Raw genomic sequence first — 14,283 nt, 5'->3', positions numbered from 1 at the left:
AGAAAAGCTATTTTTTAACTATTTTATGAAAAATATCCTCAAGATCAGGCTCACTTAAGTTTAAATTCTTGATTCTCAAATCCATGGAATGAATTATTTCTAAAATTCGAGTAAAGTCGTTATTTTCGGTATGAAGGTCAAACCTAATTTTATTTTCATTTAAAAGCTTAAGTTTTGTATTTTTTAAACTAGAAACTTTCACAGGATCAATGGCATTTTCAAACTCAACATCAAGATATCGTGAACCAAGTTCTGCAAGTAATTTCTTTTTTGAATCCTGTTTTATAATTTTACCATCGTTAATAAAGGCAATATTATCGCATAATTCCTGAGCTTCAGCCAAATAGTGAGTAGTAATAATAATAGTTACCCCTTGCTCTTGATTTAACTTTTTGACATATTCCCAAAGTTGATTTCTAAGTTCAATATCTACACCGGCAGTCGGCTCATCGAGAACCAGTATTCTAGGAGAATGGACCATAGCCTTAGCGATTAAGAAACGCCTTTTCATTCCACCTGATAACCTTTGTGGCAGGCTATTTCTTTTATCATATAAACTCAAAGTTTTAAGCAGCTGGTCAGTAATTCGATTTTCTGGCCTAATCCCAAAGTAACCAGCTGTAAATTCAAGAGCTTGCCACAAAGGAAAAAAAGTATCCGTAACAATTTCTTGCGGAACAACGCCAATTAACGATCTAGCTCTCTTAGGTTGGTAATCAATATCTACTCCCATCACTCTAACTTCTCCGGAAGTTTTTATAACTGTACCGGCTAAGATATTGATTAACGTTGATTTTCCCGCTCCATTTGGCCCGAGTAAACCGAATATTGATCCAACTTCAATATTTATGTCTAAGCCATTTAAGGCTAATTTTTTTTCATTGGCAACTCTACCGGTATTATATTCTTTTATAAGATTATTTACGTAAATAGCATCACTCATCAAATTTCTCGGTAGATATGCTTTTTCATTCAGTTAATTGAACACTTGCTTGAGTAGTTTCCAAACGTTTTTCATTATTACAAGTAACGCCGTGACTTTGAAGGTCTCTTACCAGCTCGCTTAAAGAACCACTTTCATACATCTCACGTACTATATCACAACCGCCTATGAACTCTCCTTTAATATATAGCTGCGGTATAGTCGGCCAATCGGAAAATTCTTTTATTCCTTGGCGCAGTTCTTCATTAGCTAAAACGTTATGATCCTTAAATTTAACACTAACTGATTGTAAAATACTAACTACCATAGCTGAGAAACCGCATTGTGGAAAGTCAGCCGTACCTTTCATGAATAAAACCACTTCATGTTCATTTATTTCATTTCTTATAAAGTCAAAAATCTTGTTTTCTGCCATAATAAATTCCTGTAAAGCTAATTATGATTAATTTTAAATTATTATTTTATGAATTTAAATATAATAAACCAAATTTTTACCATTTTTAGCTCTTTAAGTAAAGAACCGAAAACAGAACTTGAATATGTTAATAACTTCACCCTAGCGGTAGCGGTTATTTTATCTGCCCAAGCAACTGATGTTTCTGTTAATAAGGCAACCTCCACGCTATTTAAAATTTATAAAACTCCGGAAGATTTTTTAAAACTCGGCGAGGATAATCTAAAAAAATATATAAAAACTATTGGTTTATATAATACTAAAGCAAAAAATATTATTGCGTTCTGTAAGATGTTAGTTGAGCAATACGACTCAAATCTTCCGAATAGTTTTGAAGAACTTATAAAATTACCAGGTATAGGGCAAAAAACCGCAAATGTTATATTAAATTGTGCATTCGGCCAGCCAACAATAGCCGTTGATACCCATGTCGCTCGAGTTTCACATAGAATTGGTTTAACGCAGGAAACTATACCTAAAAAAATAGAAAAGGACTTATTAAGGCAAATTCCTACTATGTGGTTAACGCATGCCCATCACTGGCTGATATTACACGGAAGATATATTTGTAAAGCCAGAAAACCTGAATGTTTTAAATGCCCTATTTGTCATCTATGTGAATATAAAAGTAAAAATTTATAAATCGCCGTAAGTACCGCTCACTTAGAACTGTCCTTAACATAAAATCAAATAAAAAACACTTTTTCCTTCCCTATAACTTAAACTGAATCACCTTTCACTCTAACAATATCTGCTCCACAAGCAGATAATTTTTTCTCAAGAGATTGATATCCTCGATCTAAATGATACACCCTTCTAACTTTAGTACTGCCTTCCGCAGCTAGTCCCGCAAGAATTAACGAAACTGATGCACGCAGGTCACTAGCCATCACTTCAGCACCGCTTAAGGCTTTAACCCCTCTTACAACCGCATGATTACCATCTACATTAATATTCGCTCCCATTCTGCATAATTCTGGTACATGCATAAACCTGTTTTCAAATATATTTTCTGTAATTATTGAGGATGAATCCGCTAGGGCCATTAAACTCATAAATTGAGCCTGTAAATCAGTAGCAAAACCCGGATAAACACCGGTAGCCATATCAACTGATTTAAGAAGTCCATTATATTTTACTCTGATAACATTGTTTAAATTAGTAACTTCTATACCTGATTGTGCGAGTTTAAGAGCTACATTTTCAACAATATCATAATCCACCCCAGAAATAGTTATATCTCCTTTAGTAATAGCACCAGCAATCATATAAGTTCCAGCCTCGATCCTATCTGGTAAAATATCATGCTTTGCCCCGTATAATTCCTGCTGTCCCGTAATTTTTAAATCATCTGTTCCAATACCGTCGATGATCGCTCCCATTTTTATCAAACAATTGCATAAATCTCTGATTTCCGGTTCTTTAGCGCAGTTTGATAAATGGGTAGTACCACTTGCCAAACAAGCAGCTAGTATAGCATTAATAGTAGCCCCAACCGATACTTTAGGAAATACAAAATTGCAGGCTTTTAAACGTTTCCTGGTATGAGCATGGATATATCCTTGCAAAATTTCTATCTCTACTCCCATAGCTTCTAAGACTGCAATATGTAAATCAACTTGCCTGGCGCCGATTGCGCAACCTCCAGGGAGGGAAACCAATGCCTCACCATATTTAGCTACAAGAGGACCTAAAACCCAAATAGAGGCTCGCATTTTCCTTACTATTTCATAAGGTGCTGTGTAATTATTGATATTAGAACATGAAATTTTTAAGCTTAAGCTATCATTACTTTCTATTTTTCTTGCAACTTTAGCCCCATGGTTTACAAGCAGTTCTTCCATGGTGTTAATATCAGATAGAATAGGTAAATTAGCTAGTTCCAGCTCGTGATCCGTTAGCAACGCAGCTGCCATAATCGGCAAGGAAGCATTTTTAGAGCCACTGATGGTAATATTTCCTTTTAGAGCATTACCTCCATTAATAAGTATACTATCCATATATATTTTTTTAACCAACCTTAATTAGTAACTGCGCTCTACAGCAAAATTTACCAACGATTTCAAATATCCTCTAGTTTCATTTTGAATATTGATCTCCTCAAGACACTTATAGGCAGATATTTTAAACCCTTCCAAATATTCCAGAATTTCATTTTTTATATCAAAACTGATTAACAAATCAGTAACCCAGTGGAAATCTTTAGATGTACGCTCATGTGCAGTTATTAACTCCATTAATCTTTCTTTTTTATTCTTGGGAAGTTTTCTAGCTAGGAAAATCAGCGGTAAAGTAACCTTTCCTTCCGCAAAATCATCTCCTATATTCTTGCCTCTAACTTCACCTTGGGTAAAATAATCTAGCAAATCGTCTGTTATTTGAAATATTTCTCCCAGTTTCATGCCAAAATTTCTCATGGCATTACAATAATTAGGAGATTGATTTGCTATAATAGCACCAACCTCACATGCTGCTCCAAAAAGAACCGCTGTTTTTGCATTAATTACTCTCAAATACTCTTCTTCAGTTATTAACCTACGCTCTTCGAGTTTAGCAAGCTGCGATACTTCACCTTCTATGACGACTGCGCACGCTTTCGATAAAACGTCCATAGCCGGGAGTAACCTGGTGGCAACTATTAATTTAAATGATTGACTAAATAGGAAATCACCTACCAATATACTTGCTTTATTACCCCATATAACATTAGCTGTGGGTAAAAAACGACGCATCTTACTGCCATCTACTACATCATCATGCAATAAGGTAGCCATATGAATAAATTCAACAGCTGCACCAAGCTTAACTGCATTATCACTCCCGCAATCAAAAAGTTTGGTAGACAATAGCGTAAGTACAGGTCTTATTCTTTTACCACCTGAATTTGAGATATGATTACCGATCAGTTGTATTAATTCTTCTTCGACAGAGAGACAACCCAAGATTAAGTTATTCATCTCGCTTAGTTCTGATTGTAAAAATTGATGAATTTCTTTTATTAAGTCCAATTTATTATCTCACAATATTTAAAGATTTATACATGTAGCACATAGTGCAATATTCACTTAGCTAAATTTTTTGTAGCTTTCTTGTCATTTTTTTGTAAAACACCTTCATTAATATTTTTTTCACCTTGTTGCGGTAAAATCCTTTTAATATCTTTTTCAGTAATTTGAGCTAATATCTTTTTAAATACCGGTTCGTTTTCATCCAAATTCGGTAGTAATTTTTTTATTTGGATAAGTATATCACCGTGTAAATCAATTACATTAAATAGTTTCTTATATAGCAGAATTTTATATAGCTCCGGAAGTTGGACAATCTTTGAACTACCAATTTTTCCTTCTGACCAATTATCTGTACTGATACTATAATCAAAACTAAGATCATTAGAAGTGGAAGTCGGATAATCTGATATCTGTTTTAAAAATGCTTTATTAACATCAATATAAAGGTTTCTTGCTGGATCACTTAAAAATCTAAAATCTCCAAACCTAAGAATATAATTAGAATTAAAATCAACTACCACCGGATAATTCTTAATTAACAGCACCCCATCTGCTTTCCAGTTTGTTCCATTCATGTAATTAAATTGTGATCGATATGTTAACTTAAACCCAGACTCCCCTGAATAGATACTAAAATCATTTAACTTCACTAACGGGCCCTTGCTGTTATTTGTAGTTTCTAAATCTAGATTTAGAAAATAATCGCTATTTTCTAAACCTTTAAACCTGAATATATCCTTATTGCTGATTATGTAGGATACTTCTTGATCTACTAGGCGACCGGCATGAGTAGAAATAACCCTAGGTTTAATAGCTTCGTATTTTTTAAATAATTCTTCAAAAAAACTATCCTTTAATCTTATTTTACTATCTATTGATAATGCAGTACCTTTACGTTTTTCAGGAGATAAACCAGTTTTAAAAAGCAGTTTGAAAGAATTTAAATCAATTTTAGGGGCAGAAAAAGCAACTTCCACTTCAGCATTAAAATTTGAAAATAATTCTTCAGCTTTCTTAGCCTCAGTTTTAATTTTAACTTTACCGGAAGCAGAAAAATCCGAAGGTAAATTAAAAAACCCATAAAGTAAACTGACAGGTATAGGCCTAAATGAAAATTTAACCGGTTTGGTTTTAACACTATAGTTAACCGTATATTCACTTGGTATCTCATTTAGTAAATCTTGCAGCGTAAGGTAATATTTTGCCGGTACAAAAGTAAAGTTTAATTTTTCATACTCTTTATCGGAGAACAGTTCATTTTCCTGTTTATCGATTATCTGAACTTCCCCAGTAGCAACCTCAATATCCTTAATATAATTGACCAACTCTCCTGAATCAGTCATTTTAGAAATTGCGGACAGTAATTTTCTAGTAAGCGGAATATCTAACTTAATTAAATAATTTTTTATTTTTAATATAGCACCAAAGCTACTGGCTAACGGCTTATATGCAGCATCAATTTCCCCGTCATATGCAATATATGCGTGTTGATTAGTAAAACTATAGCCAATTTTTATAGGGGAATGGTAAGAAATGATCGCACCTTTACTTTCTTCTTTCCACCCATGCAAATTCAACGCCATATCAAAGGGAAATCCAGTAATACTAGCCTTATCAAAAGTAATAAAATATTCTTCGGTATTTACCAAAGCTTTAACATAAATTTTTTGCGTAGCATACCTGGCATTTATATCATTTTTTATATTACTGATTATGTAATACCAACAAGAACAATAGAAGACCAATAGAACAACTAAAAAAATTAATATATATTTTGCTATTCTCATTCCTTGTCGCCTTTTAATTTTATATATTCTTTATTTAACTTCCTAACATCCAATACCCAGAGAATTATTATTAATACAAAAATTACCATTAAATAGACAGTCACTGAGTCAAAAGTAGAAGCTGGCATTAAAATAAACATAAATGACTGCGAGAAAGCCCCAAGTGATTTACCAAACTTTAAACCTATTACCTCAACAGCTGCCTTTCCTTTAGTTCTAAGTTCCAAAGAAAGAGGTATATACGTCATTTCTTTTGTTGAATCAAATAAAGTATATTTTGTCGATTTACTTAAAATATTTTGAATAGCTCCAATTATTACAGCCAGGTATATCGGGCTATAGCTACCTATCATCCCTATATCATTTGCATAAATTACAAAAACGAAAAATATAATTCCCGTACAGGCAATAATACCAGGGGTAATTAAAGCAGCAGTAAGCCAGCTAAATTTCCTTAAAATATTACTTCCAATTAAAGCAACTACCACACACGATATCCCCATATAAATATTAAATCTACCCATAAAATTAATATAGTCGACAGTATTGGGATAAAGTTCACGTACTCTTGCCTTCCAAGGACCTTCAAGAATATTAATCGCAAGCCCATAACATAAAAGCAAAATGACAATATACCCGATATATTTAGACCTTAAAATTAGCTTCACACTATCTATTACCGATAATTTAGTCCTTGTGTCATCTTGGGTATGGGATAATAAGTTACCAAGTTTATCAGTTTTTACTAGATATTTATTGATATATCTGTAAAGCCCCATGGCTACACAACCAGAAATAATTATAGTTGTCATAATCGGTTGTAGTACCAGACTCGATTGCTTTAGTGAATACTTATCTAAAATTTCTCCATCCACACCAAAAGGTATGTTAGAAAAAGTAACGAGCACGCTTCCTGCCATTATCAGCCCTATATTGCCTACCATGCCTAAAATAGGATAAAATCTCTTCGCTAGAGTAGTATCAAAAATATTGTTAGCATACTGCCAGAAAAGCAAATTTATCACAACAGCACTCCACAATTCACAAAAGACGTACATCAGAGCATAACTCCACTTGCTCGCTATCAAAATAAACCATTTAAAATTAGGATAGGCCTCAGCCAATCCTTGAGCATATTCCAAATTTGGGTGATAAAAATCTTGATCTGGATACAAGACATAAGTAAAGATTAAAAAGAATCCTAAGAAAAAGGAAACTATTAAATAAAATAAATATTCATAATCAAACATATTACTGAGTTTGACATAAATTAAGGTGAATATTATGGTAGAAGGAAGCACCAACCATAGTTTTAAAAAACTAATAACTTCTGCTCCAATATTTGGTACAACCAAACTATCTTTGATCGAACGTAATGCGCCAAAATTGAATAATATGCACAACATCAAAAAAGACATTGGGATAAATAATTTTAATTCAGAACGTTCTATTGGCCAAAGAATCTCTTTAAGACTAGATAAAAACTGCTTTTTTTTAAGATTCGGCATTTGTATAAATAAAACTGTTAAAAACAGTATTTATAAGCTATAAATACCTAGTAGTTCTAATCTTTCTTTATTTAAAAGTCAACAAACATTCCCGAAATCTCTCCTTTTAACATAATTTAATTTGCAAGATATTAACTAGAGCTAATATAAACCCCATAAGGAATTTTTAGGTATAACAATTTAATTGTCTGTCAGTTAGTTTTTAGCGTGATCCTCGTCAGCTCCGTAAAACTCTTCACCGATTGAAATTTCAGCTCTGTTATTTTTTTTGCGCCAGTTATTTGTATCACGCAACGAGTATATACATCCGCAATATTCTTGTTTATAAAACTCTTCCTCTTTGGCAATTTCATACATCCTTGCACTACCACCATCTTTGCGCCAATTATAAGTCCAATAAGTGATGCCTGGATAATAAGATACTGCTTTAATTCCAGATTTATTTATCTGCTCCATATCTTTCCACCTTGAAATTCCAAGCGAAGAAGTGATTACTTTAAAATTATTTTCATAAGCATAAAGGGCAGTTCTGATAAAACGCATGTCAAAACACATACTACATCTGATTCCACGTTCTGGTTCATATTCCATACCTTTGGCTCGTGCAAACCAGTTTTGCACATCATAATCCGCATCAATGAAATTGATACCTAACTTCTCTGCAAAACGTATATTTTCATTTTTTCGGATCTCATATTCCTTTTTTGGATGAATATTAGGGTTATAAAAAAAGATGGTGAGATCAATACCCGAGTTAGCCATTTTTTCTATTAATGGGCCAGAACAAGGAGCACAGCAAGAATGCATTAAGACAGCGCTATGTCCACCAGGCACCTCAAATTCTGTAGTAAATTTACTCATGAATAACGTCCTCAGATAAATTATTCTTATAAGTTTCTTTATAAAAGAACAGGATGCATAAACAGAAAATTGCTAATCCAGTTAAATAATAAGCAAGGGCAAAGTTAGTGCCGGTAGCTTTATAAAAAGCAGCACCAATCATAGGAATTGTACCACCGAAAATGGCAGCACTTAAATTATAAGAAATAGCAACAGCAGTAAACCTTACCCGAGTAGGAAATAATTCAACCAATATAGTCGGCACTGGCCCCATATAAATCCCAACTATAGTTGCAAATATTATTTGTGATAATATCGCATAGTTATAATTCATTGAGGAAAGGGCTACAAATATAGGATATATACCAAGAATTAGTAATATACTACCAGTAACAATCACTGGCTTCCTACCGATTTTATCAGAAATATACGCAGAAACTGGAAATACTAGAGTCATAGTAATAAGAATAATAGTACAAACTATAGAACCCTGTTCTTTAGTATAACCGACTTTTTGCACAATATGTTCCATAAGAACTGTGGTGGTATAAAATGGGGCCGTGACGTTTATATAGATAGCAATCGCTAATAGTAAATGACGCCAATGTTTTGTAAAAGTTTCACGTAGAGGTGTCCTTGATAAATATCCGGCTTCTTTAGCTGCTTTATATATAGGGCTTTCAGCAAGATGGGATCTTATATATAATCCCACTAATCCAATTACTAGTCCCAGTATAAAAGGTATTCTCCATCCCCAATCAAGTAAGTCTTTCTCATTTAAGAAATATCTAAAACCATTAGCAACCCCTACACCCATTAACATACCAACACACATACTAACAAATGACGCGCTACCGGCTAGTCCTCTCTTATTATCAGGGGAATGTTCAACTATATAGGCTATACAACCACTAAATTCACCTCCTAAAGAGAACCCTTGTACCAACCTAATAATTGCTAATATAATCGGCGCAGCAATGCCTATTACCTCATAAGACGGAAGCAACCCGATACCGGCAGTGGGAACTGCCATCATTAAAATGCCGATAACCAATGCACTTCTCCTACCGAATCTATCCCCAATCTGACCAAATAACACCCCTCCAAGAGGACGCACTAAAAATCCGGCTGCAAACAACGCAAAAGTAAGGATTTCAACAAATTCAGTTTTTGGAAAAAATTTTAAGCCAATTATATAGGCAAATTGTGCATATAATGCATAATCGTACCATTCAAGTGCATTCCCCACCATTCCTGAAATAACAACTTTTCTCATTTTACTACTTTTTAATTTAAAAGTTACAATTACCAAGAGCATAATAGGGTAACAGATTTTTGATGCAAATAAATTTAACACCTTATAGATAAAATTTTTTATATTCAATTTTGAATGCACTTAACTAGTAAGGCTTGTATTATTTATTTTTATTTCTTACAATGGTTTAATTAGTTGAGTAATCCCAAATTATTATCAAGATGGCAGAAGATAATACAAAAAAAACACCCCTTAAAGGAAGGCCTCGATCCGCATCAGTTTTTATCCCCCCTTCTCCTCCAGAATTAAAAGAATCAAATGAAGAAAGTATTGATGCCCCTAAATCCTGGTTTCAAAGAATCTTGGATTCAAAATTTGTTACCACAATCTTTAAACTATCAGATAAAGCTAACAAAAAATGGGAAAAATTTGAAAATACTAAACCAGGCAAAGTTTTTACAATTGGCACAGGAGTTGCAGTATCTAGAGTAACCTCTATAGTTCTAGCATCTTTAACTATAGCAGGGCTTGCAAGTCCCGCAAGTCCTGCTATTGCCACTGCTATAGGTGTAATTGGATTAACGACTGTAGCCATAGGAGTGGTAATGGATACTGTCAGGACAAGAGCTACCAGGCAACTGCAAAAAGAAAATCAATTATTAGTAAAAAATAGAACAGCAAAAAGTATACAAGATCAGATATTTAAATTAGATCCAAGCCTAAATGAAATATTGAAAGGTGAATTGTACGAACCTATAACTACCGGCAAAAAATCTGTTGAAAAAAGATACACCACTCAGAGTTCAGCAAAGGTGGAAGTGGCCAAAGACATAGGCAAAGCTTTTTTTAAACAAGGACTAAATATTGTTTCAACTGTTCTAGAGGCTATTGCTACAAAGGGGGTTAATATTGTAAAAGCCGTAGGCTCTTTCATTTTATCTCTTGCAACAGAAAGTAGGCACAACATGTCTATCCGTACTGTACAGAAACAGTTAAAAACTCAAATAGACCAAGAACGAGATAAAAGTGATACCCCGGGTTACAATAATATAAGGGAGTTAAGGCAAGCAACCAGAACTCAGCGAATACAGGCAATGGCCCTCCAAAAATTGACTACGGATAAAGATTACTGGACTATGTCGCCTGCGCAAAAAAAAACTAAATTTCAAGAATATAAGGAACAAGTTTCTCAAACAGAAAAAGCAATAGGTGTTTATAACAATATTTTTGCAAGAGGGCTAAAAAAACTTACAAGCCTTATCAAGGATGTAGGAAGAGCTCATGACCCATTCTCTGAATTTAATTACCCAGATAAGATTAGGATAGATAAACACTCAAATATTACGGCAACAATTGATAAGCGCTCAAAAAAGGAGAATTTAGCCATGTCGGTCAGCTCTATCCGAGAGAATCTGAGCCACAATACTTCCCATCCCAGCAAAACAACGTCCGAGCAAACACGCCATACAAGAAAGTCCAGTTCCCAGAAAGAAAGAGATCCATATTTATAAAATAAGTTATACTATCATCACACTCCTCATAGTTTTAACGATTCTAGTAAGACACAATTATCTAGCTAATGCTTGAAGGACATCCACAGGACATTAATTAAACTTTTCTTGCTTCTGAGGCAAGGAGGATAGGTATTCCATCAACAATGGGATAAGAAAGGCCATCTTTTTTATTTACAAGTAGGTTAGCCTCTCTATCATAGACAAGACTATTACCTGTAACAGGACAAGACAGCACTTTTAATAATCCAGTAGAGAGTTCCATAATTACGCTAATAAAATTAGCAGCTATGTTTTGCGCTTGCCCACGGTAAGGCATTACCATCAACACCAACTACCAAATCTCCTGATTCCTCATACTCAGCAGCAAAGTAAGATCTTCTGCCTAACACTAATTTTACCGGCTTAATTTTTTTACCATTATGAAAATATTCTTTTGCTTGCCCCCTGCCTTCTGGGTTATTTTTGGAAGCTATTTTTGCTTTTCCTTTACTCATTTTTATTACCTAATATCCAACATAAACTTCATATTTTAACAGCGTTATTCTAGGTTTGTTTCTAAAGACAGTCAAGAAAAAAGTTTTCCAATTCCACTACGAAGTAGGGTTTTAGGATTCATCCTTGATACCTTTTTCATTGTAGTACTAATCTGTTTAAATTGTTTAAGGAGTATATTGACTTGCTGCACTGTAGTTCCAGAACCGGTTGCTACCCTTTTTTTTCTTGAGGCATTAAGAATATCTGGATTTTTCCGTTCTTTTTTTGTCATTGAATTAACTATTGCCATCTGACTTACTAGTGCTTTTTCTCCCGAACTTAGATCTCCTATTTTATCAGATAATTTAGATATTCCAGGAAGAAAATTCATCATACTCCCAAGGCCTCCCATTTTCTTAATCATTTTAATCTGAGATATATAGTCATCTAAATCAAACTGCCCTTTCTTTAATTTAGCAGCAGTTTTTTCTGCTTCGCTACGATCAATAACGCTCGCTGCCCTTTCAACAAACGATACAACATCACCCATATCTAATATACGTGATGCTATTCTTTTAGCATCAAATTCTTCAAACTCATCTGGTTTTTCTCCAGTACTTAAGAATTTGATCGGTTTTCCAGTAATATAGCGTACACTTAAAGCTGCTCCACCCTTTGAATCACCATCAATCCTAGATAGAATAACACCAGTAATATCCAGCTTATGATTAAAGTTAGAAGCAACATTAACTGCATCTTGACCAATCATTGCATCCATGACCAAAAAAGTTTCAGTTGGCTTTACCAAGCTTTTAACCTTTATTGCTTCATTTATCATATCATCATCTATATGAAGCCTACCAGCTGTATCGTATATTACTACATCATATCCCGATAATTTTGCAGCGGTTATGGCTCGCTCAGTAATAGCAATAGGCAACTGCTCTTTTATAATCGGTAGAGAATCTACCTCTATTGATTTTGCTAGTATTTCTAGCTGATCTTGTGCTGCCGGTCTGTAAGTATCCAAGGATACAAGTAAAACTTTTTTTCCTTGATTCTTAAGCTTTAAAGCAAGCTTTGCACTCGCAGTTGTTTTACCGCTACCTTGCAAACCTACAATAAGTAAGTTTACCGGCGGAACACTTTGTAAATTTATTTTTGATTCATTCTCATCTGGCTGGAGCAACCGAATCATTTCATCGTTAATGATCTTAATAACCATCTGAGCAGGAGAAACAGATTTAACTACCTCTACCCCCTTAGCTTTTTCTGATACCTCTGAAATAAACGCTCTTACCACCGGCAAAGCAACATCTGCCTCTAGTAAGGCAATTCTGATATCCCGCATGGCTGAATCAATATGAGCCTCAGTTAGCGCTCCAGCGCCTTTAATCTTATCAAAAATTTTAGTAAGGTTTTGAGTTAATGTTTGGAACATAACCAATAATACTCTATATGCTTATATGCTCGATAGAGTATTATATTTAACGTTTAAACTCAAGAACTATGTAGGACTTATTCTCTTAAAAGCCGATTAAATTTACTAGAAAGCCAAAAATATTTATCTAAAAAATACACTTAAAGAATAATTACAAGCTATAAGCTTATGTATCATCAATTGAAGATCCTTTACGCAACAAAGAAGGATGTGATCCAACTATTTCCTTTATTTTCCCTATAATCTTAGACCCAATAACCGCAGTATTCTTGCCCTTCTTTATAAGATTTATCACTTCATCTATTTTTGTTAATCTCTTTTCAATATCAGCGGATTTTAAACCTCTATCCATACCTGTTAAATAATCTGAGCGTAAATACTCTGCTGCTTTTATAGAGTTATTCACTAAATACTCTTGTGCTTCCGGAACATCTAAAGCACCACTCTGGATATAATTAATTATCTTATTTTTAACTTCTCGTTCAAAGGTTTGTAACTCAAGATACCTTCCAGCCTGATTTTTATGCCCCGCTACCCTTTGACTGCCATGCCCAATTATTATTGCCATATCCTGCTTAATTGCCTCTAATGATTCGTCCTTTCCCAAAACAGCAAATAAAGGAGAATATTTGTCTAGAAAAACATTTGTAACCTCTTCAGCATTTTTTGATACCGAAAGAAATTTTTGTATTCCATCTTTTAATTTTACAATGCCACTAGGAACATTATTGACTGCAAGGCTAATACTTTTAGTTATAACAAAAGCGGTTTCCGGCTTCGATACGGACAAGCTTCTTGCCTTACTAATAGCTATATTTTCAGCCAAAGTTTGCAATAACTTACTTGGACTGATACCATTTATATCTGTTCTTAATATTAAACATTCAGCCACAATTCTTGATAGTAAGTCAGCACCATTAATAGTTTGATAATTTTCAAGATAATAATCAGCAAACCCTATAAGATATCCCACCCCCCTATCTATAAACAATTCCGGATATTTTTTTATAAGCTCTGCTATCTTACACAACTCGGCTGTTTTATCAGCATTAAAAGAAA

General features: G+C 33.9%; 14 protein-coding genes. 2 read left to right on the top strand and 12 right to left on the bottom strand.

All coding sequences use genetic code 11. The features are described 5' to 3' along the window. Positions 1-7: 7 nt before the first annotated feature. Positions 8-943 carry an ABC transporter ATP-binding protein gene (locus tag N3Z16_RS08425; RefSeq protein WP_223939404.1) on the bottom strand — a complete coding sequence of 312 codons (936 nt, stop codon included), beginning with the start codon at positions 941-943 and terminating at the stop codon, positions 8-10. A 25-nt stretch (positions 944-968) separates the two neighbouring features. Further along, positions 969-1,358: a Grx4 family monothiol glutaredoxin gene (gene grxD / locus N3Z16_RS08420; protein ID WP_223939405.1), complete on the bottom strand. Its 390-nt coding sequence runs from the start codon at positions 1,356-1,358 to the stop codon at positions 969-971. 48 nt (positions 1,359-1,406) lie between these two features. Here grxD and nth point away from each other — a divergent pair, with 48 nt between their 5' ends. After that, positions 1,407-2,039, top strand: coding sequence for an endonuclease III (gene nth / locus N3Z16_RS08415; protein ID WP_282486155.1), 633 nt, complete (start codon positions 1,407-1,409; stop codon positions 2,037-2,039). Positions 2,040-2,116: 77 nt separating this feature from the next. On the opposite strand, the gene murA is transcribed toward nth, so the two are convergent. From murA to N3Z16_RS08385, 6 genes are all read right to left on the bottom strand, one after another. Further along, positions 2,117-3,397 carry a UDP-N-acetylglucosamine 1-carboxyvinyltransferase gene (murA, locus tag N3Z16_RS08410; RefSeq protein ID WP_282486154.1) on the bottom strand — a complete coding sequence of 427 codons (1,281 nt, stop codon included), beginning with the start codon at positions 3,395-3,397 and terminating at the stop codon, positions 2,117-2,119. Between the two features lie 24 nt (positions 3,398-3,421). Further along, the gene (locus tag N3Z16_RS08405; RefSeq protein ID WP_282486153.1) at positions 3,422-4,354 is read right to left on the bottom strand and encodes a polyprenyl synthetase family protein; all 933 of its coding nucleotides are present in this window, start codon (positions 4,352-4,354) and stop codon (positions 3,422-3,424) included. Positions 4,355-4,458: 104 nt separating this feature from the next. Then, entirely contained in the window at positions 4,459-6,192 is a 1,734-nt protein-coding gene (locus N3Z16_RS08400) for a hypothetical protein (RefSeq protein ID WP_282486152.1), read from the bottom strand. Beyond that, complete coding sequence (locus tag N3Z16_RS08395) at positions 6,189-7,700, bottom strand: Npt1/Npt2 family nucleotide transporter (protein ID WP_223939410.1); 1,512 nt, start codon at positions 7,698-7,700, stop codon at positions 6,189-6,191. The genes N3Z16_RS08400 and N3Z16_RS08395 overlap by 4 nt, the downstream gene beginning before the upstream one ends. Positions 7,701-7,895: 195 nt before the next feature. Then, positions 7,896-8,561, bottom strand: a complete 666-nt coding sequence (locus N3Z16_RS08390; RefSeq protein WP_223939411.1) for an epoxyqueuosine reductase QueH — start codon at positions 8,559-8,561, stop codon at positions 7,896-7,898. Beyond that, the gene (locus N3Z16_RS08385; RefSeq protein WP_223939412.1) at positions 8,554-9,816 is read right to left on the bottom strand and encodes an MFS transporter; all 1,263 of its coding nucleotides are present in this window, start codon (positions 9,814-9,816) and stop codon (positions 8,554-8,556) included. Before N3Z16_RS08385 ends, N3Z16_RS08390 begins: the two co-directional genes overlap by 8 nt. A gap of 200 nt (positions 9,817-10,016) precedes the next feature. Between N3Z16_RS08385 and N3Z16_RS08380 the strand changes: the two genes are divergently transcribed. Further along, positions 10,017-11,306, top strand: a complete 1,290-nt coding sequence (locus N3Z16_RS08380) for a hypothetical protein (RefSeq protein ID WP_282486151.1) — start codon at positions 10,017-10,019, stop codon at positions 11,304-11,306. A 97-nt stretch (positions 11,307-11,403) separates the two neighbouring features. Here the strand turns inward: N3Z16_RS08380 and N3Z16_RS08375 are convergent, their stop codons facing one another. The 4 genes from N3Z16_RS08375 to N3Z16_RS08360 all read right to left on the bottom strand — a co-directional run bounded on the left by N3Z16_RS08375 (position 11,404) and on the right by N3Z16_RS08360 (position 14,197). After that, positions 11,404-11,571, bottom strand: a complete 168-nt coding sequence (locus tag N3Z16_RS08375) for a Trm112 family protein (RefSeq protein WP_282486150.1) — start codon at positions 11,569-11,571, stop codon at positions 11,404-11,406. A gap of 16 nt (positions 11,572-11,587) precedes the next feature. Beyond that, on the bottom strand, positions 11,588-11,803 hold the full coding sequence (locus N3Z16_RS08370; RefSeq protein ID WP_282486149.1) for a hypothetical protein: 216 nt from the start codon (positions 11,801-11,803) through the stop codon (positions 11,588-11,590). Positions 11,804-11,874: 71 nt separating this feature from the next. Next, a complete protein-coding gene (ffh, locus tag N3Z16_RS08365; protein WP_282486148.1) occupies positions 11,875-13,224 on the bottom strand; it encodes a signal recognition particle protein in 1,350 nt (449 codons plus the stop codon). 166 nt (positions 13,225-13,390) lie between these two features. Next, positions 13,391-14,197 (bottom strand): hypothetical protein, encoded by an 807-nt coding sequence (locus N3Z16_RS08360; protein WP_282486147.1) that lies wholly within the window; start codon positions 14,195-14,197, stop codon positions 13,391-13,393. Positions 14,198-14,283: the final 86 nt, after the last annotated feature.

It is taken from the genome of Candidatus Megaera polyxenophila (assembly GCF_029982035.1).
GTDB lineage: Bacteria > Pseudomonadota > Alphaproteobacteria > Rickettsiales > Rickettsiaceae > Megaera > Megaera polyxenophila.
This window is presented reverse-complemented; position numbering and strand designations above follow the sequence as displayed.